This is a genomic window from Shewanella gelidimarina (assembly GCF_023283945.1).
GTDB lineage: Bacteria > Pseudomonadota > Gammaproteobacteria > Enterobacterales > Shewanellaceae > Shewanella > Shewanella gelidimarina.
Map to the genome: position 1 here is coordinate 171409 of NZ_JAKIKW010000005.1, position 25100 is coordinate 196508.

Sequence of the window (25100 nt, forward strand, 5' to 3'; positions counted from 1 at the left end):
GCAACAAAAAAGGAATAAATATGAGACTGTTACTCGTTGAAGATGATCTCGCACTGCAGAGCAATCTTAAGCAGCACTTGATAGCCGCTAACTATACTGTCGATACTGCTGATGATGGCGAAATAGGTCTTTTTCAAGGGCAGGAGTACAACTACGATGCCGCGATTATTGACGTAGGACTTCCCAAACTTGACGGTATAGCGCTTATCACTCAACTCAGAGCGCTTACGATTGAATTTCCAATTTTAATCTTAACGGCTCGTGATAGCTGGCAAGATAAAGTCGAAGGTTTAGATGCCGGAGCAGACGATTACCTCACTAAACCTTTTCACCCACAGGAGTTGATTGCAAGACTAAAAGCCTTGATACGTCGCAGCGCAGGAAAAGCCAGTCCAGTGATCAACAACGGTCCTTTATCACTCAATACCAGTAGCTTAGAGCTCACTAAAAATGGTGAACTGATTAATCTTAGTGGCTCAGAATACAAGCTATTTGAATACTTCATGCTGCATATTGGTGAAGTTAAATCTAAAACGGTACTCACCGAACATATTTATGACCAAGACTTTGATCTCGACTCCAATGTTATTGAGGTCTTCATTCGGCGTCTACGGAAAAAGCTCGATCCTGACAACCAACTTGGAATGATCGAAACTTTACGGGGGCAAGGATACCGATTAACAAAACTAGAACCGCTCCCTGAACCTAAGAAGTCATCATAACCATGCTCTCAGTAAAGCGGTTACCCAAAGTAATGCACTCGCTCAAAGCTAGGCTAATTGTGAGTGCGCTGCTGCTTATTTTAATATTGATGCCCTTGATTGGTTTCACCCTCAACGATGCCTTTAAACAACAAGTAAAAAGTGCATCAATGAATGAGCTGAAAGCCTACGTTTACGCTATTTTAGCCGTGACAGAAGTGAGCCGTGACGGCGTATTGATGCCTGAAGTACTACTCGAAAACCAATTCAATGTGATTCAATCAGGCCTATATGCCGCCATTAGCACTCCAAATACATCAGTGCTTAAGAGCAAGAATCGTGCAGCCTTTAATGCAAAGATTATTGAAACATCGCCACCAGCAACACCATTAAACAGCACCAATATTACTTCAAAAGACAATCAAACAATCGCTTGGCGCTCAGACTCATTACTGGGTATAGAACTGCCAAATCAGCTGCCTACACCCAATAAAGGGCAAGGCCAATTCAGTGAAATAGAGCTCAATGGCCAGCCACACCTGATATACAGCTTTAGTGTCAGTTTCGAACTGCCAACAGCAATAAATAGTGAAAGCCAGCACTTAAATAGTCGATTCCCGATCACCATTCATATCATTAAAGATCAAACAGAGTTTCAACAACAGGTCGATCAATTTACTCAGCAACTTTGGCGCTGGTTAATGATCCTTATGGGCTTATTGCTTGCCATACAGATGACTTGGCTATGGTGGACGTTAAAGCCGCTTTCGAGTTTAGAAACCGAGCTCAGTGCAATCGAAAATGGCAAAGCAAATCAGCTTTCTGATCGTTACCCAACGGAACTACAAGCTGTTGCGCAGCAATTAAACACCTTGCTAAGCACCGAACAAAATCAACGTAAACGTTACCGAAATGCATTAGCAGATCTTGCTCATAGCCTTAAAACACCGCTAGCCGTTATTCAAAGTCAGACCGATTTAAGCCCAGAGTCATTTGAGCAAGTCACTCATATAAACCGTATTATTGGCCACCAACTGAAACGTGCCCAATCAGCTGCAGGCAGTGCTTGGCATCTTGGTATTCCAGTAGTGAACATTTCAGATAAACTGGTCCGAAACCTACCCAAAATATACTGCCAACCACTCATCACCATTAAGCAGAACGTTGACCGTGAGGCCATTTTTAAGGGTGATGAAGCTGATCTTTCTGAGATTTTGGGTAATGTACTCGACAATGCCTGTAAAGCAGCGGCTAGCACGGTACAGCTCAACATCACTCAGAATGGGGCGGCGCTAGTGCTGCAAGTGGAAGATGACGGAAGTGGCGTAAATGAAACCCTACAAGCGCAAATATTTGAGCGCGGGATTAGGGCCGACTCTTACAAAATGGGCCACGGGATCGGATTAGCCATAGTGCGCGATTTGGTCGATAGCTACCATGGTCAGCTATCCATTGGTCAATCTCAACTTTTAGGAGGCGCCTCTTTTACCATTACGTTCAAATACTAAAAATAACAACACCAGCCTATAACCACTGTTTTTCTGCTTTCAGCTTATGTTCATCTTGGCCTTCCTATAATAACCACATCGTCAATTATCGATAGGAAAGCATATGAACATTTTCAAACAATGCTGTGGCTTGTCTCTGGTAATCCTTTTGCAATGGATAACGCCGACGAGCGTCTGCGCACAAGATTATGATAGTACGATACAGACTCAACTGAGCGAGGGCGAGTTAGCACAGATGCTAGCCCCAATTGCACTCTATCCAGACAGTTTGCTCACCCATATTTTGATTGCGGCAACCTACCCTTTAGAAGTGGTAGAAGCGCAGCGCTGGCAGCAGAAAAACCAACAACTCAGTACTGAACGTCAAGTAAACAAAGCAGAAGCAATGCAATGGGATCCGAGTGTGACAGCCTTAGTCGCTTTCCCTACCGTGTTACAAAAGTTGAGTGAGGATCTGCAGTGGACTCAATCACTAGGCGATGCATTTTTACAGAATGAAGCCCAAGTGCTTGCCAGTATTCAAAGCTTACGCCTGCAAGCGGATAATGCGAATAACCTTGAGGATATGCAAAATATGCAGGTGACTCGTGCCAATAACCAAATCGTTATTGAACCCGTTAGAAAGGAAGTTGTTTACGTCCCCTATTATGATCCAAGAGTCGTCTATGGCGCTTGGTCTTGGTATAACTATCCACCCGTTTATTGGACGATGTATCCAGGCTACATTAGGCCTAGCTATGGCCATTTCTACTGGCATAGTGGCGTACATATTAGTTTCAATTACTATTTCAGTGCGTTTCAATGGAGCAGACACCAGGTCGTGGTGGTGCATCATAAGAACTCACGCCACTACCGCCATCATGGCCGTATTGTCACCAGCCACGGTGCCAAGCGATGGGCACACAAGCCACAACATCGACGCGGCGTCGCCTATAGTAATAATGCATTGAGACACAAGTACAACAGCCATAGTCCAAGCCGTGCACACAATAAGGTAATTAGAGGTCAAAAAACGCATCATGTGAACAAAAGCCGTGAGATGCAGTTTGCTAATAAATTAAAACAGCAACCCACTCAGCGTAATACTCACTATGCAAACGGCAGACCTGTCAAAAGTCATCAGCAGGTTAAAAGTCATCAACAAGTAAAGAGCCGTCAGAAGGTTAACAGTCATCAGCAGGTTAACAGTCATCAACAAGTAAAGAGCCGTCAGCAGGTTAAGAGTCATCAACAAGTAAAGGGCCGTCAGCAGGTTAAGAGTCATCAACAAGTGAAGAGCCATCAGCAGGTTAAGAGTCATCAACAAGTGAAGAGCCATCAGCAGGTTAAAAGCCGTCAGCCAGCAACAAACCAGCGCAGCCACAAACAGGGCAACAACAACTCAAAGACGAATCATCACCAGCAGAAAAGAGATAGGAATTAGGGCCGAAACAACTCCATAGACCATCAGCCGTCTATGGAGTTGAGATTTTTACTTTAGCTAACCACTGCTGCATTGAGCTTATTTTGGAGGGCGTTAAGCGATGCTAACATCTCACTAAAACGTGGGCGTAATGCCAAATCAATCTGTAGACAGTCTTCACTGAGTTGCTTCAGTCCAGCCACTAAATCAAGCTGATCCGCTCTTAGTTGTAATCTGTTTTCAACAAGATCATCGATTAAACATCCCAACGCGTTAATCTCGATACTCTCCATCGCCTCTTTTTGTAATTCAGGCAATAAACTCAAATTTGACGATGCACCGAAATCACCAAATAGCATTGAGCCTTCAAGATTAATCATCGTATTATGCGCATACACATCACCATGACTTACGCCATTTTGATGTAGATGGGTCATGGTATCTGCCATTTGCGTCAGCACAAATAACACCTGCTGCAATCCAAGCTCTTCGCCTTTAACAAAAGTGTCTCTGGTGCACGTGTCCAGCGATGGCGGTAAACCTAAGTTAGCAAATGAATTCGGAATGAGCTCCATCACCAGTCCAAGTTGATCAGCTTGATTAATTTGAGCGACAACCTTAATAAGATTGTGATGGTCCCCAGATTGTAAACAACACGCAAGCTCATCACTTGGGTAACCATCGCTGGTGACCTCACCTTTAAAGAGCTTCACTGCAATATTGAGATCGCAACCATAGAGTGACTCTGGTTGCTTTAACCATTTGGCACTATAAATGACACCAGAGGCTCCTTGACCAATCACTTGACCCAATTGGATATCGGTTAATGCGACGGTTTGCATCGGCTTCGATTGCAGCTTAGCGCTTACACGTGCGCCCTCACCCTCTTTGCTCAGCGGATTACCTGACAACGCTAACCAAGCTAGCTTTGGTAATTGAAACAACCAATCAGGAAATTGAGTGAAATGATTCGCGGATAGGCGCGCTAACGCTAAATGACTGCAATTAGCCATACTGGCAGGTAAAGCACTCAGTTTATTGCCCGCAAGTGCTAATTTTTGTAATTGATGTAACGACCCCATATCGTCAGGTAACGATGTTATTTGATTGTCAGTCAATATCAACCAGCGAGTTTGCAAAGGCAATGTACCTTGCGCTACGGCTGTTAGATTATTAGATTTAAAGCTTATCATCTCTAAACGAGGACAAGCCGCTATCACTGTGGGGATCTGTTCAAAATGATTATTGGTGAGGAACAACCGTTTCAGTTGCTGTAATCGAGCAAAGTCATTGGGAAGTTCAGTTAACTGATTACCAGAGAGATCTAACACCTCTAAGGTATCTGCGAGCGAAAAAATAGCCTCAGGAAATACGGTCAAATTCTCTGAAAGGGTTAATCGTTTAGTGCCTTTTAACTCGCCTGATGTTAACTGTGCCAATGTCTGCAAAATTTACTGCCCTACCGAATGTTCAAAATGGCGGCAATGGTAATACATTCGAGAAAAATGAGAAAGCGACGATTAACAGGATTATAAATTGCCCCTCCTAGCTGATCCATATTTACTTTCTAACGTATTGCTTTAGCATCAAATAACATTAATGACCTCACTTACGCTATCACGACTATCTGCTTACTGGCAGAGACTAAGGTTAAGTACAATGAAGCATAAACAAACGGCTAAAGTCCCTACCAGTCGCTTATCCCGATTCTCCTCCTTAGGAGGACTAGCATCTCGCCTTGCTGGCAACGTATTGGTAGAGGGGGCTAAAAGGCTTAGCAAAGGTCAGAAGCCGTCGCTAAATGAATTAGTGATGACCCCCAATAACATTACTCATATGGCGGACAAACTTGCCGAACTTCGTGGCGCTGCGATGAAGGTGGGTCAAATGCTGTCGATGGACTCTGGTGAGCTATTACCAAAAGAATTGAGTGATATTCTGTCACGACTGCGCTCTGACGCTAAGGCGATGCCGCACAAACAATTGGTCACTTTATTAAAAACAAACTGGGGGAATGATTGGCTAGACCCTTTCGCCCATTTCGAGCTTAACCCTTTTGCTGCGGCATCAATTGGTCAAGTGCATTTAGCGACGTTAGCATCAGGCGAAAAACTGGCAGTGAAACTGCAATATCCAGGGATCCGTAATAGTATTGACAGTGATATCGACAATGTTGCTGCGATACTTAAATTGTCTAAGCTTATCCCGAGTAACGTTCAGTTTGACCAACTGCTAGCTGAAGCAAGAAAACAACTACATGTTGAAGCCGACTATCAAAATGAACTCTCCATGTTGCAGCGTTTTCAATCTCTTATTGCCAGCGATGAGATAAATGCGGATGAATTTATTGTTCCTACAACCTATCCAGTACTTTGTAATCAAAATATTTTAGTGATGGAGTTTATCGATGGACAAAGTATTGATTCCATCAATACGCTGGAGCAAGTGACCAGAAACAATATCGCCACAAGACTACTCAAACTATTCTTTAAAGAGCTATTTGCTTTCAAGCTCATGCAAACCGATCCCAATTTTGCCAACTACCAATACCAAGCTGAGTCTGACAAATTAGTACTGCTTGATTTTGGTGCTACCCGTGCAATTCCAACCGCGTTATCAGATCAATATAAGCAGCTTATGGCTGCCAGTATGATTAACGACAGAAAAACAATGGAAAATGCGGCTCAAAATATCGGTTTTTTCCAAGATGCGATAACTAAAGAGCAAAAGTCTCTGGTGTTAGATGTCTTCTATCTCGCTTGTGAGCCATTACGCTTTGAGGGGGATTATGATTTTAGTGACGATACACTAGCGAAAAGGATAAAGCAGGCTGGCATGGCAATGAGCATGGATCGTAACGAATGGCATAGCCCACCAGCAGATGCGATATTTATTCACAGAAAGCTAGCAGGCTTGTATTTATTAGCATCAAAAATAGGCGCTAAGGTCAACGTAAAGCAGTTGTTCGAAACACAGTTACAGGCATCCCCTTTTACGATGGATACTTAATCTTACGCTCCGCTTTGAGCAACTCTTGGCCTTCGGTAATCGCCAATACGGCTTTTGATTTGAATTCACGTCGGTACAAAGTCACCACCACAAATATGCTAGCGGCAATAAACAGTAACGGATGAAAGAACCAGCAAAGCGCTGCCATTGAAAAATAGTAACAGCGTAAGCCGTAGTTATATGAGTGAGCGGCTTGGTCTTGCACCACTGCCATCTGTTTTGCATAGCGACGTAGGTTTTCATTACGCCCCTCTTTATCATAAGGCGCTGCACCAATCATCACATTGAGAAATCCATATTGGCGCATCGACCAAGTAAATTGGAAAAAAGCCATGATAAAGATAAAGGTTAACACCCCCAATTTAACTTGCACCAGTGCATGATTAGGATCCGCTGCATAAGGGATCGTTGCAATAATCACTTCCAACCGCTCAACCTGAGCAAAGAGGGTTAATACACCCGCAAGCACTAACATCGTCGTAGAAGCGAAAAAAGAGATATTACGCTCTAGGTTGGCTAGCAGTGCGGCCTCACCGACTCGGATCTCTCGAGTGATCAACTCATACATCCAGTGAATACGATGTTGATGCAAACAACGGGCAATACAATTAGTGGTTTTAGCCTTACTTTTTGCAAAGCGGGCATAGCCGACCCAACTAAAAATAAAGGTCATAATTGCAATAACATCTAATACTGAAATAGTCATAACACTCTCATGAGCACCGAATGAAAAATAGAGGTCTACCCTCGCTAAACAGAGAAATACACAGCAGCAAGATTAAGCCGTGAGCTTACTTTCTAGATCTGCACTCACTATCTTTAGCGCTGCAAGCGCAACGTCAGGTGCTATATTATTTGATTCTAAAAGGAAAATAAGGTCTACCGCCAATTTAACTTCAGCTGGCGCAGCTGCCAAGCCTGATTCATTTTCGCCATCACTCACACGTTAACCTCTGTCATTCGATGCCTAGCTTAAGGTGTTCTATTCTATCGTGATTAAGATCAAAAAACAGAACAGATAAAAATGAAACACCTAATCTAGATTAGTTTTTGTTCGACTCTTTCCCGTAAAGAAGAATGATTTGACTAAAAGGCTTGAGCGATGATTTAGCCACCTAAGCGAAAAGCGCGTAACGCATTCTAGTCATAAAAGACTAAAAGCATTGAAACGAACCCTAAGGGCCGCGCTTCTTGGCTATTTTTACAGTGTTGTAGGCTATTTGTGGAGAATGACTAAACGACATAGCCTCCGCCTTGTCAAAACAGCCAATAAACGGCGGTAAAAAAAACCGTGAAAGATCTACAGCCCCTAGGTTAACAGTCACATCGTGCAGGCATTCATCATCTCAAAAATAAATAAACGAGGCTAAAAGGATTAGAGGGACTTTTTATTCCAGACAAGACGAGCAATATCTCTAAGATAGCAGCAAAGCTGCCTGCACGCTTAGGGGATATTATCATGCTTGAAAGCTATTCCTTCATCGCAGCATGGCATCCTGCGCCCTAGAACATTCAAATAAGGCTTTAGTATGTTGGCTGCAATAAAAAGCATAATAAACGGCCAAATATCAAGGTTGATGGCTAGCAGCCTTTTTGTACAAAGACTTAACACCACGACCTAAAACGTAAAATTAACAGCCAAAATTCTGTTTAATCGTGTAAAAGAATAATAGTTCATAAATATAGGCACTGAGCGTGCACAGAGATAGTATCTTTCGCTTCCACATTACTTGTCGCCTAGATATACTCATTACCAATAAGCACTATCAATAAGCAACATCAACAAAATACTTAAGGTGACGCCCGATGGCAAAGATGGATTTCTCAGTAATAAATGACACCACAGCTAAATCTTTTAACGAGCAAAAGAATCTTATTAAGCGAGTGTTCAAGGGAAATACCGTACTTTGTCAGACTTGCAAGCAAGTACTAGAGATGAAGTTACCGGTTAAAGGCCAAGACAAAACCGTTTCAGGGATCCGTTGTAAGAAGGGTTGTACTGATATTGAACTTGATATGGAAATCATTCTATAAAGGGTCAAATATCGGCTGAATAAATAGTTAGGCTGCTCTAATCCACGGTTACGTTTGGATTGTTAAGCAGCCTAGTTAAACCGATATTTGGGTTCGATGTTTATTTCTTAAAGCTTTAAAACTGGTAAGTGATCCCCAAGCCAAAACCACTTGATGCCATATCAAATATAAAATCGTTATCATCGTAATCAACGTCTATATACCTGAAGCTATATTTAAGCGCCCAATTTTCTGACAAATCTTGATTCATGGTTAAGTTTAATGACCAAGAGAAATCAGAACCAACGCCAAAACCAGCCACATCAGCACGACTTACAAGATAGAATCCGTCACTAAAGCTCCACTTATTTTTAATACCGATAAGCGGGTCATACCAATCATCACCAAAATTTGGCTCACGACGCTGATCAACAAAACTGACCTCCAACTTATTACTGATATCGATAACCCGAGCGCCAGCAAAAGCATACCACTCAATATTAGCTTGCTTTGAAAAACGGTAAGCAGCCACTATATCGAGCATCTTTTGCTTCGCAGTCAATTCAGCGGAAGCAACATCGGTCTTGGTATCATATTTAAGTTTCATGTAAACCAAGTCAATCCCAAACTGCCAATTACCTTTGTTCGCTTGAAAATTCAATAACACTGCACCGTCTAGATTTTCAAATATCTCACTAAACGACATATCCATATCAACGATAATAGGGATCCCATTTTCATCGACATAACCGGTTTGACCTTGCTGATTAACAAGCCATAAATAGGGGGTAACTTCAAATGCCCAAGTTTCAGCTTTTGCATTATGACTCGCTAACAAAAGTGACATTAATAAGCATGACATGAGTGATTTAAATATAAGCGACTTAAACATAGGCATTCCATTTCCATTCAGTCTGTAATCAAAGATAAGCCAATAACGGTTTATGAATAGCCTAATCCACTATTCTTAAGATTATGAATTAACGCTGTATTAGCTAGTAACAAGCCTAGTAGAATTTTTAGATAATACTCATATCACCAGCAATGATTTACGAAAAAATATCGCTGCCCGTGTTTCCCTATAGCCAATCGTTGTTAAAGGTCCTAAGGGCTGCTGAACTTTTGAGCTTAGTTTTTGTTCGATTACTTACCGAAAGGAATAATGACTTTAGTACGAATATTGAGCGACAATACTTAGCTGACCAAGCGAAAGCGCGTAACGCCTTCTTGCTATAAAAGACTAAAAGCATTGAAACGAACTCTAAGGACCGCGCTTCTTGGCTATTTTTACGGTGTTGTAGGCTATTTGTGGAGAATGACTAAACGACATAGCCTCCGCCTTGTCAAAATAGCCAATAAACGGCGGTAAAAACAACCGTGAAAGATCTACAGACCCTAAGTATTAGCAAAATGTTGCATCTATTAAGACTGCCTTACTCGCCCATTAATGGTGATGGCGGTTTTAATACTCAATAATAGTGAGCTCGATACCGATACCGTCAAGGTGACAAAGATAGCCACTAAAATAACGATTTGGTACTTAATGGCAATAAGAGGATCGACGCCACCTAAAATCTGCCCAGTCATCATCCCAGGCAGTGTCACCAAGCCCGTTGTTGCCATTGACGCAAGTATCGGCGCAAAAGATTGTTGCATTGCAGATTGGACAAAAGGTAGCGCGGCTTGGTAGGCAGTAGCCCCTAATGCCAATGATCCCTCATATTCAGTTTTTCTATCTTCAAAAGCACCAAACAAACGCTGTAAAGCAACGATATTGCCGCTCAAGCAGTTACCTAACAGCATTCCCGCTGCGGGGATCAGGTATTGCGCGCTATAAAGAGGTTCAGGTGCTAGCAAATAAACAATCATCAACCAAAGCACTGGAAATAAGCCTAATGATAAACCCGCTAGTACAGGGAGATAGAGTAACTTACGCGACAACTTTGCCTTGCTCACGATAGCACTGGCACCAATGAGTAGCATCAGTAATAACCATAATAGATTGACCGACAAACTATTAAGTTCAAACAGGTATTGCAGATAAACTCCCACGAGGACGAGTTGCACCAGCATACGCACCACGGCACTTAGCATGTCTTTGCTGAGCCCCAGCTTGAAATAACGTTCGATACCAACAGGAACGACCAAAATAATCATAAAACTTGCCAATTGCCACCAGCTAATATCCATACAGCTCTTCTATTAAGTTTTGAAACAGCAATAGGGCAATATAATCGCAATGGACAGTTAAAGGTAACTAATTCAATAAAATCATCTAAAAAAAATGACTAGGTTTAATACGGGATAATGGCGATGTTTCAACGCTATACTCAGTAATGAAAACAACAAACTAGCGGCAAATTAAACATACATTTACACCTGTACAGTCACGTTTTTAACATCATCAATTTGTATAATTAGTTTGGAATTCAAAAAAACTTGATCAATATCTAATGAATTCGTTTTGCGCCTTGGTAGACTCTGGCCACTTTTCGATATTAAAAAACTTGAATATGAAACAACATCTACGTGAGCGTTTCCTCAAATATGTCAGTTTTAACACTCAATCTGACGGCCAACACTATAGTGTTCCAAGTACTCATAACCAATTTGTATTTGCCCAATTTCTACGCCAAGAGTTAGTCAGTTTAGGCTTTGATGAAGTGCAACTTTCAGATAAGGGATACTTAACGGCCACGGTACCGGCAACGATTGATAACGTCCCCTGTATTGGGTTTATCGCTCATTTAGATACCGCTCCAGATTACTCTGGTGATGCAGTTTCTCCACAAATCATCGAAAACTATAATGGTAAAGACATTGATCTAGGTTTAGAGGAAGTTCTTTCTCCAAACCAGTTTGATAGTCTTAATCAGTATGTTGGCCAGACGCTTATTACGACCGATGGCACAACATTGCTCGGCGCTGATGATAAAGCCGGAATTGCCGAAATTATCACTGCGCTACATCACCTCATCACTCACCCAGATATCCCTCACGGCAGAATAAGACTTTGTTTTACCCCAGATGAAGAGATTGGTCGTGGTGCAGACCATTTTGATGTGGAAGGTTTTGGCGCTGAATGGGCCTATACCGTAGATGGCGGTCAAGTTGGCGAACTAGAATATGAAAACTTTAATGCCGCAACCGCAGTCATTACCGCTACTGGTAACAATTGTCACCCTGGCACCGCATTTGGTGTAATGATCAATGCCCAAACGATGGCCGCACGCTTCCATGCTAAAATGCCATTAAAAGACACGCCTGAATATAGTTGCGATTATGATGGTTTTTTCCACCTTATCGGCATGGAAGGTGTCACCGAAAAAGCAACGCTTACGTATATCATCCGAGACTTTGATTTAACCCTTTTTGAGCAGAGAAAACGCTGGTTGGTCGACTTAGTTGAGAAATATAACCAAAACCTCTCTATTGGCCAGCTATCTATTGAGGTACAAGACTCTTATCTCAACATGAAGCAGCAGATCTTACCTCACCCACATATTATCGATATTGCTAAGCAAGCAATGAGCAACCTTGATATTGAGCCCATCATTAAGCCCATTCGCGGCGGTACCGATGGTGCTCGTCTTTCATATATGGGATTACCCTGCCCCAATATTTTTACCGGCGGGCACAACTTCCACGGCAAGCATGAATATGTCTGTCTCGAATCAATGGAAAAAGCCAGTCGAACGCTCATTGAAATAGCGAGATTAACGGCACTAGAGCAAACGTAAAATTAAAACCCCTACAGGGTCCATTTAACCATCTCATTATCAAAAGCAGATGTGGATTAACTTAATCTTAATCCACATTTAAGTGTTGCATTATCGAACAACTCTCTCTGTCATTCTACTATACGACTTCGCTGTCATAACAGATTTGCGAGTAGGAAGAGAGAGTCTATCCGATTGAAACTATCTGCCGTCATAGTGCACGCGATAGCCCTTCAATCAAGCGAGTCTATAGTCACTACGGTCACCGATTACGGAAGACTCTCTCAAAGAACTGGAAAAGGAATTCCACCCCAATTAAACTTACTTTGAGAGAGTAAATATGAACTTAGCTTTAGATTATGCATCCCTAGGAATACTCCTATTTGTCATACTTATTTTTATTTATGGCCTAATCGCAATTCACGACATTCCCTACGAAATAGCCGTAAAACGCAATCACCCACAACAAGAAGCTATCCATGTCACTGGCTGGATAAGTTTGTTTTTTATGCATGCGCTTTGGCCATTGCTGTGGGTCTGGGCCATGTACTACGATCCAAAAACGCAAGGCCAAGCAGTAAAAGGCTTAAGCCTTGGTGAACAGCAAAACCTGCAACTACAACTCACGCAACTACAAACCGATGTTCATGCGTTAGCAAGTAAAGTGGGAGAACAGTAATGGAAACGTTAATTTTACTGAGTTACATCAGTTTATGTGTCGTCGCGTTTAAGGTATTCAAATTACCTAAGAATAAATGGACCTTGACCACTGCGGGTGTCATCGGTCTGATTCTTATGGGATGGATTTTCCTATATATGGCCATGTACCAGCCGGTATCACGTATGGCACGAGTGTATAGCGTAACAACGCCAATAACGTCACAGGTGAGTGGCTTGGTGACTGAAGTGTATGTCGAAGGGAATAAGCCACTGATAAAAGACCAAGCACTTTATCAAATTGATAAAACACCTTTTTTAGCTACGGTTAACAAGCTAGACGCGCAACTTAAGCAGATATCAGCAAAAATAAGTTTCATCCATACAGAACTAAAGCGCTACAGTGATTTAGAGAAATATCAATATTCATCTCAGGAACAAGTCGATCGTTTACGTACTCAACTTATTGAAGCAAAAGAGCAAAAAATTGGCTTTCAAGCTGACTTAAAACAAGCGCAGTTTAACCTTGATAGCACAACGGTTCGAGCACCGACTGACGGGTATGTCACTCAAGTAGCACTCAGACCCGGAATGAAAAGTCGCACGATACCATTTAAAGGTAATCTTTCTTTTGTTCACGCTGAAGATAAACAAATATTTGCCGCTTTTAAGCAAACACCAGCACGTTATATTAAGCCTGGCTATAAAGCAGAGATCACCTTTGCCACGATTCCTGGACACGCATTTAGCGCTACCGTAGTGCAAGTCAATGATATCTTTGCCCAAGGTGCTGTTATGCCATCAGGCAATCTAATAAAGCCGGAACAAAATGCACAAGCAGGGCGATTGTTAGTTAAAGTCGAGCTAAATCAGCCAGAGTTAATTGCAGATATGCCTTTACCTGCAGGTACCGATGCACATGTGGCGGTCTATTCTCCTAACTGGAAAGCATTTTCAATTGTCCGTAAAGTCATTTTGCGCATGCAAAGCTGGCAAGGTTGGTTGTTTGAAGGCTAGGCTAGCCTAAATTCAACAATACTCAAAGTGCAGTGATCTCATCAGGTCTCTTCCAATACAAAACTCGTTATTAATTTAATGAGTTTTGTATTGTTGCAGTGACTGATGCATAGGCGCAATCATGCAGACAAGATTAAGGGATTCAAATCTAGGTCGTTTACCCTTAGACTGCAAGCTAACCATTTACGATAGAGACGTTATTTAATGAATGCTGCAATCATTGGCGCAACAGGTTTAATTGGTCATGAACTTCTGCAAAAGCTGATCGATTCAGAGGCCTATGACAAAATTTTAGTTTTTGGTCGCCTTGAACCTACGTTTTCAGCATCATTAGCGACTGAAGTCATATTTATCTTCTGCCAATTATCACAATTACCCACTATAACTGTCGGCGAAAAAATAGACCATGCTTTTTGCTGTTTAGGCACCACGATCAAACAAGCAGGAAGCCAGCAAGCATTTACCGCCGTGGATAAAACGGCTGTTATCGACTTTGTGCAATTATGCCATGCCAGCACTAACCTCGTCGTGACGGCACTGGGTGCTGATCCCCAATCAAGTACCTTTTATAACAGAATTAAAGGTGAAACCGAATTAGCCTTAGCGTCTACGTTAGCCACTAACGAGCAAGCTAAAGGGGCTATCGCCAAGCTTATTTTATTTCAACCTAGCCTACTTTTAGGCGAGCGCTCTCAACATCGACCGCTTGAATCATTTGGGCAATCTGTTTTCAACCTCGTTTCTCCGCTGTTTATCGGGCCTTTAAAACGTTATCAACCTATCTCTGGCGACAGTGTGGCAAGTGCCATGTTAACGATGGCGCACAATCCCGAAAAGTTATGCCCACCAAATTCAAACGCAACTGACTTACAGGTGATAAGAATTCACAACCAAACCATGTTGTAATTTTCATATTTATAGGCCGATAGGGTTTATATCATCGTGAGATAGATTAGAATGCTCTGCCATTCTCAAACCTAACATCACACACGCAAATGAAAATAAGCCAGCGACTTAAAAAGATAGTAACCATGGTGCACAGCCACTATGACCACATCTGGGATTGTTGCTGCGACCATGGCTTATTAGGTGCAAAATTATTGGATAACAATTGCGCTAACACCATCCATTTTGTCGATGTTGTTCCTGACTTAATGCAAGAGGTTTCAACGAAGCTAGAGCGCTTTTACCCAGCCGTTGATGGCGATGTAAAATGCTGGAAAGTCCACTGTATTGATGTCGCTTTATTGCCATTAGCCGACAAAAAGAATATCCAATTGGTGATTATTGCAGGCATAGGTGGCGAACTTTTAGTAGAGCTAGTACAGGCTATTTTAGCTAAGCATCCACAGCATTCACTTGAATTTATTCTTTGCCCTGTGCATCACATCTTTGAAGTTCGCAAAGCATTAGCCAAACTTAAACTTGGGTTAATCGACGAACACCTCATTGAAGACAACCAACGCTTTTATGAAATTCTGCATGTATCGACGCAATCTCAACAAGCTGTGTCGCTGGTTGGCGATAAGATGTGGGATTTAACTCGCCTAATTGATCAACGTTATTTACAAAAAACCTTAGCCCATTATCAACGTATTCAAGTCGGGTTATTAAAAAAACCAAATCAAGATGAAGCCCAAAATAGTGAGATAACGCAGATCATCGAGACTTATCAAGCATTACGATCTCAAAACTGAAACGACTTGATATAACGCCAAAGATTAGAGTCATCATCAATCGCTCGTTAGGTTATCATCTGCACTCTTTTGCAATGCCTATCCGTCAGCATTCGGTTTAAGTAACCTAACCCTTAGATAAAGTGAACTATGCGCCTATTAAAATCCACCATACACCCTGAACTTACCTCTCTTAAGGGCAAGCGATTCCATCGCCAGGCCGCACGTGGCATTATCCTTGATGGCGAAAATATCCTCATGCTATACACCGAGCGTTATCATGACTACAGCATCCCTGGAGGCGGCGTCGATGAGGGTGAAGATCTACGCCAAGGTCTAGTGAGAGAGCTGGAAGAGGAGACCGGTGCACATCATATCGATATTTTGAGTGAATTTGGCTGCTATGAAGAGTTTCGACCTTGGTACAAAGATGACTTTGATTTAGTGCATATGGAGTCATATTGCTATATATGCACCATTCATCCGGAACTGGGCGAAACACGACTTGAGCAGCATGAGATCCAAAATGGCATGCGCCCTCTATGGATTAATATTCACCAAGCCATTGCTCACAATGAACATACCATTACCAACAGCCCTAAAAAAGGCATGTCGATAGAACGTGAGACATACCTGTTAAAACTCATTGTAGAAGAATTGCTTTAGGCTTTGAATAACGGTTCTAAATAGCAATGAAGAACCGTCACCTTAACGGTAAGCGCTTAACTTAAGTAAAGTAAATTTAGCCTTGATCCCGTTTTTCAATCGCCACTTCAAGGCGCTTTATTTCCCGCTGAATGGCGTTACGGTTCATTTCATTGAAGGTCCACATCTTTATCGCTATCTGCATCATACTGCTCAATAACAGTGTCACGCCCCACTTAATTAACGCAGCTTCGCTCTCTACAACGAAAAAGAATTGATAGCCCGACCACAACATTAACCCACTGAGTAGCACAGCGATAAAACTCATTAATATCATCCAGCCGCCGAGCCGCCCCTTGTAAGCATCTCCTAGCATGCCAAACAGTGTTGGGTCTTGGCTGCGTGTTGCATTAACTTGCTGTTGTTCTCTTGCCAATTCTTGACGAATTTTTTTGTCGATATTCATATTAGTTCTCCTGCTCTATCTGTTGTTTGAGCATTTTTCTAGCCCGAAATAAACGAGACTTAACGGTGCCTATTGGGACCTCTAGTATTCTTGCAATATCAGTGACGCTAAATTCCTGTAAATAAAACAGGTATAGCACCTGACCTTCTACCAGTGGGATCTGTGCTAATAATGCTTTAAAGCCATCGGTACTATTATTAGCGTTAACATCCGCAATCGGCGCTACAACCTCAATATCTTCAATGTTTTGATAATGCTTTTGCCGTTTAATTAAATCCAGAACTTGCCAACGTACTAACTTGAACACCCAGGCATTAATCGTGGCTGGGTCCTGAAGTTTATGGATAGTTCTCGACAGCTTTAACAGAGCCTCCTGCACCGCATCTTCAGCCAAATTAATATCCCCTGCCACTTTGACTGCGAAGCCTATCGCGCTCGGATAGAAGTGACGACATAAGGCAGAGAATGACTGCTGACTACCCGCTTGAGTTTCAAGTACCCACAACTCAATTTGCGCTTGCTGCATCGTGTGATTATCTCTCCATTAGCCCATTTGTATTAAAGACGATAGATATTGATAAAAGGTTCATTTAAAAGTTGAGAATACTCTTTCTAGCTGAACAAGATGAAAAGGTATGACAGGGTGAGACATTAGCCCTGTATCGAAAATATTCGATACAGGGCTGGTTCTTTGATAACCAGCCAGTGAATGAGAAGCTCTAGGTCTAAAAATAAAAAAGGGAGCAAAAGCTCCCTAATCACATAGCATCTGATTAGAAATAGACAAATAGGTTAATAATCATTGCGTTAATTATATCGATAAAGAAACCGCACACTAACGGCACAATAATAAATGCCCTGTGCGCCGCGCCGTACTGTTGCGTTACCGCCGTCATGTTCACAATTGCGGTCGCGGTTGAGCCTAATGTCACCCCGCCGAAGCCGGAACAGATCACCGCCGCCTCGTAGTCTTTGCCCATAAAACGAAACACTACAAAGATAGTAAACACCACAGAAAGGAACACTTGCAGCGTCATAATCACCGAAATGTATAATAAACTCCCCTCAAGTTCCCAGATCTTCAGACTCATCAGCGCCATGGTTAAAAACATACCAAGACAGATATCTTGAATTAACGATAACCCTCGCGAAGCATCTTCAATATAAGTTCTGTCTTTGTTCTTACGTCGATTCAATATCACTCGACCTAAATTACCGATGATAATACCCGCGAGAAGACAAGCAACGAACATCGGCAGTTTCAGACCGGCTTCTTGCATCGCAAGATCAATAAAGTAACCGATAATAAGCGTCACGTTTAGCCACAACCAAGCACGTAACACACCAAAATAATCGACCTTCATATGTGCAGTGTTATTTTGATGGCTAGCACCAATATCGAGTTCATCGTTATTATTTGCTTTAACTTGATGGCGCTTCATTAAATAAGCAGCAATTGGACCACCAATCACACACGCTGAAATAAGCCCTAACGTATTTGATGCAATACCGAGTTCACTGGCGTTAACAATCCCTAATTCTTCAACAAATGTCGGCGTCCAAGCCATAGCGGTACCGACACCCCCTATCAATGCGATAGATCCTGACATCAAGCCCGCTTTAGGATCTAAACCAAACAAGGTCGCAACACCAACACCGGTAAAGTTCTGCAGAAATATAAACACGCTAGCTAAGACAATTAAGATGAGTAAGGGTTTTCCGCCCTTTAACAGCGTCGCAAAATCGGCTTTCAAACCAATTCCGGCAAAGAAGTAGAGTAATAAGGTATCTCTAACGGCGAGGTTAAATTCAATCTGAATATCAAATGCGTAATACAGTATCCCCACCGTTGCAGCACAAGCAAAGCCGCCAACGACAGGCTCAGGAATACTGTACTTACGTAATAATTCATAACGAGAGATAATGGCCTTACCAATAAATAAAGCAATAATCGCTAATGTGAAAGACACAAAGTCCTTTATTTCAACTAGTTGTGGTTCCATAAAACAGGTTTCCTCCCAACAAACATTCAAATTCTAGACTATAGATACATCGACACTCAGGCGAGATAAAGTGCTTCAACAAATCGCTCCTCTAAAAAGGCGCTTAATACCAAACCTAACACGTTTCAACTTGATAACAATAGCAAGCCGCAACAAACCAGTAACACTGACCACTAAATGCAACTTTGGCGATTAACCTATCCATTGCTATCCAAAAAAAAGACAAAAAAAACGGCCTTGCGACCGTTTGTTATTGAATCTTTTATTTCTCAGGTTGAGGTGGATAGTTTTGCAATAACGCACCAATGGCGATATTAACGACTTCCACTCTCTCTTCTGGCGTATCTTTATCGCGCATAGTGTCAGCCACTGAACCACGCCACACCAACTTGCCTGATTTTGTATCAACGAAGTCTAGAATCAGAGTTCCGACTTCATATTCACGGACCGTAGTTTGAGTATGTCCAACTCCGCCCATTCCACCCCGACCCCAACCAGCGCCATAATAAGGGTTGTAGCCATAATTAGTATTAAAGGTGTCGACATTAATCTTCTTATCGACTTTAGTGAGGTAGTTCACCAACACATCCGCTTTATCAGCACTAACCATGCTCAGCCCTTTTAGCAGCAGCTGATCATTAACCGCGGCGCGCACACGCTGATCCATTAACCCATCGAGGTGATATGTCGCATCAGCGGTCTTTTTCTCAACCCAAGCATAAGTTTTAACATCAGTAAAATTTACGGCTGGATCATAGTCAGAGCTCGTTTTAAGGGAGCTACAAGCACTAAGTGCTAATGCAACGATAATTACCAATAACTTGTTCATGTTTTCTCCATCCACGCTTAAAGGCGTTCAACATTGTTTAAAGAAGCTTACATAGCAATCTATTAATCTACAACTCAATTTTAGAAAATACTCCGCTTGTTCAGCTTGACTTAAGCCTTTAACTTAATGATAATGATTATCAATTACCTTCTTGGGTTTTATTATGCTTTGGTTTATTGTTGCACTCACGGTTGCGAGTATTATGTTTCTGTTAACCCCAGAAAAAGTGGTTGAGCGGACTGAAAGCACCACCTCATTCCTAGATAAGTTAAGTCAGCACTCACTGCTCGTTTTGCCCGTCACCATATTAACCTGGATGGTAGTGGCCATAATGAGTGCTCCAGTGACACCTTTTGCAGGAACAGCCATTGGCTTTGTACTGACCTCATGTGCCGTAGCCCTACCACAACTGCATAAATATCTGGCCGTCATGGCGAGTTTAACCTTTGGCGCATTACTGATAGAACTGGCGTTATATTTGTAGCTGTCAGTAAGTAAACTCTCTTAGTCGATAACGCGGTTTTTGTACTCGTTATCCGCTGAGATAGATATCCTCTTTTTATCACTCCCGCTTCAACGTCATCTTTGTTAAACTAGCTCAATCAGTAAATCACTAATCATACTTATGAAATCCGATCCTAATGTCTCATTAGTTTATAGCACCGATTGCGGTAGAATCACTGCAGATAAAGCCACTCAAAGCGCACCTCTGGGTGACGGTATTGTCAGGATCCATAAAGACAGTAAGGGCCGAAAAGGCAAAGGCGTTTCAGTGATTAAAGGGCTAGGCCTGTCAGAGAAAGATCTTAAAGCACTCGCACAAAAATTAAAGAAGCAATGCGGTTGTGGCGGCACAGTTAAAGACTTTTGTGTTGAAGTTCAGACTGATAATAGAGAACAACTTAAAACACTTATCGAAAAGCTAGGTTACACAGTCAAGCTAGCCGGCGGCTAGTCGCTTCTGTACAAAGGATGTTTTATGGATAGCTTACAAAACAATTTACTTATCGCGATGCCTTCTTTAACTGACACTTTTTTCGAGCGCTCACTCATCTATATCTGCGAGCATGATGAAAAAGGTGCCATGGGCATTATGATTAATCGACCTAGCGGTATTATCGTCGATGAACTTCTACTGCAGATGGAATTAACCGAAGAGCCACAGCCTGTGACATCGCTAGGGAAAGAGGTTCTCGTCGGCGGGCCCGTTAACCCAGAACGCGGCTTTGTATTGCATACCCATCAAGATTGTTGGAGCAACAGTGAGCAAATTACGGATTCGCTGATGTTAACTACCTCACAAGATGTTCTCAGCTGTTTAGGTTCCGATAAAGCACCTGAAAAGTTTGTTATCGCACTGGGTTATGCCGGCTGGACACGCGGTCAATTAGAGCAAGAACTCGCCGACAACGTGTGGTTATCTGTCCCTGCAACACCTGCTCTTTTATTTGATGTTGAACACGAACTCCGCTGGCAACAAGCGGCAGAATCTTTAGGTTTTGATATCTGGCAACTGTCCAATTTAGCAGGACATGCTTAAGCTGTAACGACAGTAATGGAATGTAATATGAGTTATCAGAGTGTATTAGGGTTTGATTACGGTACAAAAAGTATCGGCATTGCTATTGGCCAAGAGCTCACAGCAAGCGCACGTCCGTTAATGTCAATAAAAGCCGTTGACGGTATTCCTAAGTGGGAAGAAATTGGCAAGATAATCACCGAATGGCAACCAGATCTTATTGTCGTCGGCTTGCCACTCAATATGGATGGTACAGAGCAAGAGATAACACTTAGAGCCAAGAAATTTGGCAATCGGCTCAATGGTCGTTTCGGCATAAAAGTAGTGACTCAAGATGAGCGATTAACAACAGCCGATGCTAAAGCAAGGCTGTTCGAGATGGGTGGCTATAAAGCATTAACTAAAGGACAAGTCGATGCGATGTCTGCCGTGCTCATTATCGAAAGTTACTTTGAAAACCAGCATGGCTAGAGCCATTGATAGTGAGCCACCGAATTGACGGTCAAATAAATCAAACTAAAAAGCAGCTAATTAGCTGCTTTTTTTCATGGAAGAACCGGTATTAAACACAAATTACCCTTTACTCTTTTGAGTTAGGTTCTTTCTCTTTTTCGCTCTCTTCTTCCACTTGCTGCTTCAGCAACAATTCAAGCTTTTCTTTTTCCTGCTGCGCCTTTATCTGTTCCTGAGTTACTTTATTTTCCCACTCAGGCTCCCCTTCCAATGGTGCTTTAGCATTAACAGACATAGATAGTGCTAATAATCCCGACACACAGATAAAATGACTGAACAATTTGATATTTTTCATTATTACTTCCCTGTAGTTTAGAGCTACGTCCTGAAGCTCTTTATTCTGACTTGCCTTATAAACATATCAGGCTTAGCAAAAACAGCAATTTAAACGTTCATTTATCAACCAAATATAGACAAGTGCCATTGAGGTATCTTTATTTCTACCCAAGAAAATCAACAACTTCAACGACACCATTTATTATCATGCATTCTATTTATCGCTCATGGTTGATGTAGACTCGATAAGGCATAAAAAATGCCGAGATAGTTAACTATCTCGGCATTTTTATTTCTGGGTTAATTACTAGCCAGCTTTTTTATACTCAGTATAAGCTTCACCTTGGGTTAACCATTTTGGTGCGGGCTTACCCTTTAGGTAGTGATCAAAATATTCCATCATGCGAATACTATAATCGAGTTTATTTGGATATTTTTTAAGATGATGTGGTTCATCTTGGTATTGAAGCAACACCACATCTTTTCCGGCACGGCGCATTGCCAGATACATTTCAACCCCTTGCTCCCAAGGTACGGCATCATCTTTATCACCAAACATAATCATCATCGGCGTTTTAATGCGCTCAACGTAAAACACTGGTGAATTTTCAATATACTTCTGTGGCGACTTAAATAAACTATCACCAATTCGGCTTTGGCCAGTTTCATACTGGAACTGTCTCGCTAAACCACTACCATGACGAATACCACTATAAGCACTTGTCATATTAGTCACTGGCGCACCGGCTACCGCCGCTTTAAAGATATTGGTTTTAGTCACTGCAAATGCGGTTTGATAACCACCCCATGAGTGACCTTGGATCCCGACAGCTTGCGGATCCGCAACGCCCATATCGATAAGATGCTGTACGCCTGAGGTTAATGCTTGCACTGAAGAATCACCTGGATAACCCACTTCAAAACGGATATCAGGTAGGAAAATGGCATAACCATTATCAGCAAACCAGGCGAAGTTAGGGCGATGGTTAATTTTCATTTGTGGGAACGCATGCAATCTATCACTCATAAAGCGGTAGAAATAAACCAGCACAGGATAACGTTGTCCTTCAACATAATTGGTTGGCTTAATCAGCACACCATCTAATGGCTTGCCATCGCCATTGGTCCAATGAACCAACTCCGATTTACCCCAGTTAAATGCACGCTTCTGTTTATCAAGATCAGTTTGACGAGTCGCCTTTTGTGGCGATTCGTACTGTGCAGTATAAAGATCTGGGAACAGATCATATCTCTCTTTAGAGAAAACAATCGTCTTTGCATCTTCACTGCGTGCAAGCACCTTCAACTTATAATCGCCAGCGATCAGCTTAGTCACACCCGCAGTGCCAACCTGAGCTTGATAAAAGCCATCACCTTTACTGATATCACTGTAACCTTGCAGCAGCACTTGTTCATTATTGGCTAGGACGCTTGGGTAACCTTTATCATCAACTAAACCCTCTAGACGGTATTGAATCCCCGCTTTACGCCCTTTGCCTGCCGTTAAATTAAAGGCCTCATAAGAGAGCGTGTTCAACTGCCAAATATCATATTTATCATAAATTAACAGACCTGAATCATCTGCAATCCAAGGACCAAAACCATAACCTGGTGCATTAGATGGATAATCGTGATCTTCATCAGCAAAAGAAACGTCTAAGTTTTTGGTGATATTGATGCGTCTGTCATTGGCGACTTCATATAGGAAAACATTTCCATGCTGGTAGTAAGCAACAAACTTTTCGTTTGGCGATAATTCAGGTTCCGCACCGCTGCTTTGCTGGGTTAACACCGGGATTTTATGCCCCGTATTTAAATCTACCAAATAAAAGTCACGATAAAATCCCGCCCAGGTGATCATCTTTCGATATGGAAGGTCTGAGCTTGCGAGTACAAAACGAGTCTGTTGTTCAACTTCCATGTCAGGGACTTTAAGATCGGCAAGCTGAACCAAATTGTTCCCGGCCACGTGTAACACGGCAAGATACGTGCGTTTCAGCTCTTTCTTATACTGCTTTACTTCATGAGGTTTTATACGCGGATCATCACCGTGCCAAACACGTAACTCTCTCTCACCGGTAATGATATTTTGATTATACAGGTCAGCTTCTTTTTCAACCTTTGCTAATTCAATTTGTTGACTCACTTGTGGCACGCGGCCGAAAAACAAACGTTGACTATCATCCGAGAAACGCAGTGCTGTGTATCGATTTAAAGTCCATTCTTTCGACGTTGGTGTCGGTGTGACTTTTCCAGACACGATATTAAAAAGAGATAATCGATATTCACGTCCAAAAGGCGCTTGGCGAGCATCACCCGCAGTGAAACCTAAATACTGTCCATCATCACTCAATGCCACTGAGCCCAGCTGTTGCTGTTTCAAACGGTGTACTATTTTGGCGGTATTATCAGCCAATGACACCAGTCTCAGTTCGTGCTTATCAACGGCGAAATTATTGATGGCTAATGCAAAGTGCTTACCTGACTTATCAAAATTGAACGCGGTGACATCTTTAAACGTTATGGATTTCAAATTACTAAGCGACACAAGCTCAACAGTGGTGCCTTTATCATAATCATCGACTTTGCTGTCTTTTTTACTCGTTTTAGGCTTATCTTTTACTTTAGCGTCTTTTTTCTTATCTTCCGCTTCATACCAAATGGCAATATGTGAGCCCGTTTCGTTAAATTCAAACGATTTAACACGTTCATAACGAAGCTCAACGCCAGTGCTAGTGTCAACTAACACCATTCCTGGCTTTAACTTCTTCTTCTCTTTCGCTGACGCCATTTCAGATGCAAGTAAAGGCACTTTATCAACAAAGGCAACGTAACGACCGTCATGACTCACCTTTGGCTTAGTGCCGCCTTTTACACTAAACTCTTTTTTAGTGCTGAGGTTTTTAACGAGGCCACGGCTATCGCCTCTATCCGGAGAGACTTCTACCGCCAGTGTTTTCCCCGTATCAGAGATAACTGGTTTGCTGAGCGATTCAAATCGCATGATATCATCGGGAGTAATAGGAGAGGCAGCAGCAAGCAAACTTGCAGGCAATAAACTCGCTGTAAATAACAGCAATGATTTACTCGGTAATAACGTCAAGGTCTTCCTCATTATTATATTGATATTGGGAGCGATTACTCTTT

Annotated in this window: 26 protein-coding genes; 15 read left to right on the top strand and 11 right to left on the bottom strand. The window is 42.1% G+C overall.

The window, feature by feature from the left end; translation table 11 throughout:
* Nucleotides 1-20 precede the first annotated feature (20 nt).
* The 3 genes from L2729_RS06715 (at nt 21) to L2729_RS06725 (ending at nt 3632) form a co-directional block, all read left to right on the top strand.
* Nucleotides 21-722: a response regulator transcription factor gene (locus L2729_RS06715; RefSeq protein WP_248987573.1), complete on the top strand. Its 702-nt coding sequence runs from the start codon at nt 21-23 to the stop codon at nt 720-722.
* Between the two features lie 2 nt (nt 723-724).
* On the top strand, nt 725-2209 hold the full coding sequence (locus L2729_RS06720; RefSeq protein ID WP_248987574.1) for an ATP-binding protein: 1485 nt from the start codon (nt 725-727) through the stop codon (nt 2207-2209).
* Between the two features lie 103 nt (nt 2210-2312).
* The gene (locus tag L2729_RS06725) at nt 2313-3632 is read left to right on the top strand and encodes a DUF3300 domain-containing protein (RefSeq protein ID WP_248987575.1); all 1320 of its coding nucleotides are present in this window, start codon (nt 2313-2315) and stop codon (nt 3630-3632) included.
* Nucleotides 3633-3685: 53 nt separating this feature from the next.
* Here the strand turns inward: L2729_RS06725 and L2729_RS06730 are convergent, their stop codons facing one another.
* Entirely contained in the window at nt 3686-5059 is a 1374-nt protein-coding gene (locus tag L2729_RS06730) for a leucine-rich repeat-containing protein kinase family protein (RefSeq protein WP_248987576.1), read from the bottom strand.
* 211 nt (nt 5060-5270) lie between these two features.
* On the opposite strand from L2729_RS06730, the gene L2729_RS06735 reads away from it, so the two are divergent.
* The gene (locus L2729_RS06735; RefSeq protein WP_248987577.1) at nt 5271-6620 is read left to right on the top strand and encodes an ABC1 kinase family protein; all 1350 of its coding nucleotides are present in this window, start codon (nt 5271-5273) and stop codon (nt 6618-6620) included.
* Here L2729_RS06735 and L2729_RS06740 read toward each other — a convergent pair.
* A complete protein-coding gene (locus L2729_RS06740; RefSeq protein WP_248987578.1) occupies nt 6604-7326 on the bottom strand; it encodes a DUF599 domain-containing protein in 723 nt (240 codons plus the stop codon). The two genes, L2729_RS06735 and L2729_RS06740, sit on opposite strands and share 17 nt — an antisense overlap.
* A 72-nt stretch (nt 7327-7398) precedes the next feature.
* A complete protein-coding gene (gene rsmS / locus L2729_RS06745) occupies nt 7399-7563 on the bottom strand; it encodes a pleiotropic regulatory protein RsmS (protein ID WP_248987579.1) in 165 nt (54 codons plus the stop codon).
* Nucleotides 7564-8426: 863 nt separating this feature from the next.
* Here rsmS and L2729_RS06750 point away from each other — a divergent pair.
* Nucleotides 8427-8654 (top strand): hypothetical protein, encoded by a 228-nt coding sequence (locus L2729_RS06750; RefSeq protein ID WP_101092678.1) that lies wholly within the window; start codon nt 8427-8429, stop codon nt 8652-8654.
* Between the two features lie 115 nt (nt 8655-8769).
* Here the strand turns inward: L2729_RS06750 and L2729_RS06755 are convergent, their stop codons facing one another.
* Both L2729_RS06755 and L2729_RS06760 read right to left on the bottom strand, forming a co-directional pair.
* Complete coding sequence (locus L2729_RS06755) at nt 8770-9525, bottom strand: hypothetical protein (RefSeq protein WP_248987580.1); 756 nt, start codon at nt 9523-9525, stop codon at nt 8770-8772.
* A 530-nt stretch (nt 9526-10055) separates the two neighbouring features.
* The gene (locus tag L2729_RS06760) at nt 10056-10823 is read right to left on the bottom strand and encodes an ABC transporter permease (RefSeq protein WP_248987581.1); all 768 of its coding nucleotides are present in this window, start codon (nt 10821-10823) and stop codon (nt 10056-10058) included.
* Between the two features lie 323 nt (nt 10824-11146).
* On the opposite strand from L2729_RS06760, the gene pepT reads away from it, so the two are divergent.
* The 6 genes from pepT (at nt 11147) to L2729_RS06790 (ending at nt 16368) form a co-directional block, all read left to right on the top strand.
* On the top strand, nt 11147-12373 hold the full coding sequence (gene pepT / locus L2729_RS06765; RefSeq protein ID WP_248987582.1) for a peptidase T: 1227 nt from the start codon (nt 11147-11149) through the stop codon (nt 12371-12373).
* A 319-nt stretch (nt 12374-12692) separates the two neighbouring features.
* On the top strand, nt 12693-13031 hold the full coding sequence (locus tag L2729_RS06770) for a DUF3302 domain-containing protein (protein WP_248987583.1): 339 nt from the start codon (nt 12693-12695) through the stop codon (nt 13029-13031).
* Entirely contained in the window at nt 13031-14026 is a 996-nt protein-coding gene (locus L2729_RS06775; RefSeq protein WP_248987584.1) for an HlyD family secretion protein, read from the top strand. Before L2729_RS06770 ends, L2729_RS06775 begins: the two co-directional genes overlap by 1 nt.
* 204 nt (nt 14027-14230) lie before the next feature.
* Nucleotides 14231-14932, top strand: coding sequence for a Rossmann-fold NAD(P)-binding domain-containing protein (locus L2729_RS06780; RefSeq protein ID WP_248987585.1), 702 nt, complete (start codon nt 14231-14233; stop codon nt 14930-14932).
* 89 nt (nt 14933-15021) lie between these two features.
* Complete coding sequence (locus L2729_RS06785; protein WP_248987586.1) at nt 15022-15723, top strand: tRNA (adenine(22)-N(1))-methyltransferase; 702 nt, start codon at nt 15022-15024, stop codon at nt 15721-15723.
* A gap of 129 nt (nt 15724-15852) precedes the next feature.
* Nucleotides 15853-16368, top strand: coding sequence for an NUDIX hydrolase (locus tag L2729_RS06790; RefSeq protein ID WP_248987587.1), 516 nt, complete (start codon nt 15853-15855; stop codon nt 16366-16368).
* Between the two features lie 76 nt (nt 16369-16444).
* On the opposite strand, the gene L2729_RS06795 is transcribed toward L2729_RS06790, so the two are convergent.
* The 4 genes from L2729_RS06795 to L2729_RS06810 form a co-directional block, all read right to left on the bottom strand.
* Nucleotides 16445-16813 carry a DUF6768 family protein gene (locus tag L2729_RS06795; RefSeq protein ID WP_102038786.1) on the bottom strand — a complete coding sequence of 123 codons (369 nt, stop codon included), beginning with the start codon at nt 16811-16813 and terminating at the stop codon, nt 16445-16447.
* Between the two features lies 1 nt (nt 16814).
* Complete coding sequence (locus L2729_RS06800) at nt 16815-17339, bottom strand: RNA polymerase sigma factor (RefSeq protein WP_248987588.1); 525 nt, start codon at nt 17337-17339, stop codon at nt 16815-16817.
* A 247-nt stretch (nt 17340-17586) separates the two neighbouring features.
* Nucleotides 17587-18816, bottom strand: a complete 1230-nt coding sequence (gene gltS, locus L2729_RS06805; protein ID WP_248987589.1) for a sodium/glutamate symporter — start codon at nt 18814-18816, stop codon at nt 17587-17589.
* Nucleotides 18817-19078: 262 nt separating this feature from the next.
* On the bottom strand, nt 19079-19645 hold the full coding sequence (locus L2729_RS06810) for a DUF4136 domain-containing protein (protein WP_248987590.1): 567 nt from the start codon (nt 19643-19645) through the stop codon (nt 19079-19081).
* Nucleotides 19646-19808: 163 nt separating this feature from the next.
* Between L2729_RS06810 and L2729_RS06815 the strand changes: the two genes are divergently transcribed.
* From L2729_RS06815 to ruvX, 4 genes are all read left to right on the top strand, one after another.
* Complete coding sequence (locus tag L2729_RS06815) at nt 19809-20129, top strand: hypothetical protein (RefSeq protein WP_248987591.1); 321 nt, start codon at nt 19809-19811, stop codon at nt 20127-20129.
* A 141-nt stretch (nt 20130-20270) separates the two neighbouring features.
* Nucleotides 20271-20600, top strand: a complete 330-nt coding sequence (yciH, locus tag L2729_RS06820) for a stress response translation initiation inhibitor YciH (RefSeq protein ID WP_248987592.1) — start codon at nt 20271-20273, stop codon at nt 20598-20600.
* Nucleotides 20601-20624: 24 nt separating this feature from the next.
* Nucleotides 20625-21185 carry a YqgE/AlgH family protein gene (locus L2729_RS06825; RefSeq protein ID WP_248987593.1) on the top strand — a complete coding sequence of 187 codons (561 nt, stop codon included), beginning with the start codon at nt 20625-20627 and terminating at the stop codon, nt 21183-21185.
* A gap of 27 nt (nt 21186-21212) precedes the next feature.
* The gene (ruvX, locus tag L2729_RS06830; RefSeq protein ID WP_248987594.1) at nt 21213-21635 is read left to right on the top strand and encodes a Holliday junction resolvase RuvX; all 423 of its coding nucleotides are present in this window, start codon (nt 21213-21215) and stop codon (nt 21633-21635) included.
* A 109-nt stretch (nt 21636-21744) separates the two neighbouring features.
* Here ruvX and L2729_RS06835 read toward each other — a convergent pair whose 3' ends face one another.
* Together L2729_RS06835 and L2729_RS06840 are read right to left on the bottom strand one after the other, a co-directional pair.
* Nucleotides 21745-21972 carry a hypothetical protein gene (locus L2729_RS06835; protein ID WP_248987595.1) on the bottom strand — a complete coding sequence of 76 codons (228 nt, stop codon included), beginning with the start codon at nt 21970-21972 and terminating at the stop codon, nt 21745-21747.
* A gap of 288 nt (nt 21973-22260) precedes the next feature.
* Nucleotides 22261-25056, bottom strand: a complete 2796-nt coding sequence (locus L2729_RS06840; RefSeq protein ID WP_248987596.1) for an alpha/beta hydrolase family protein — start codon at nt 25054-25056, stop codon at nt 22261-22263.
* Nucleotides 25057-25100 lie beyond the last annotated feature (44 nt).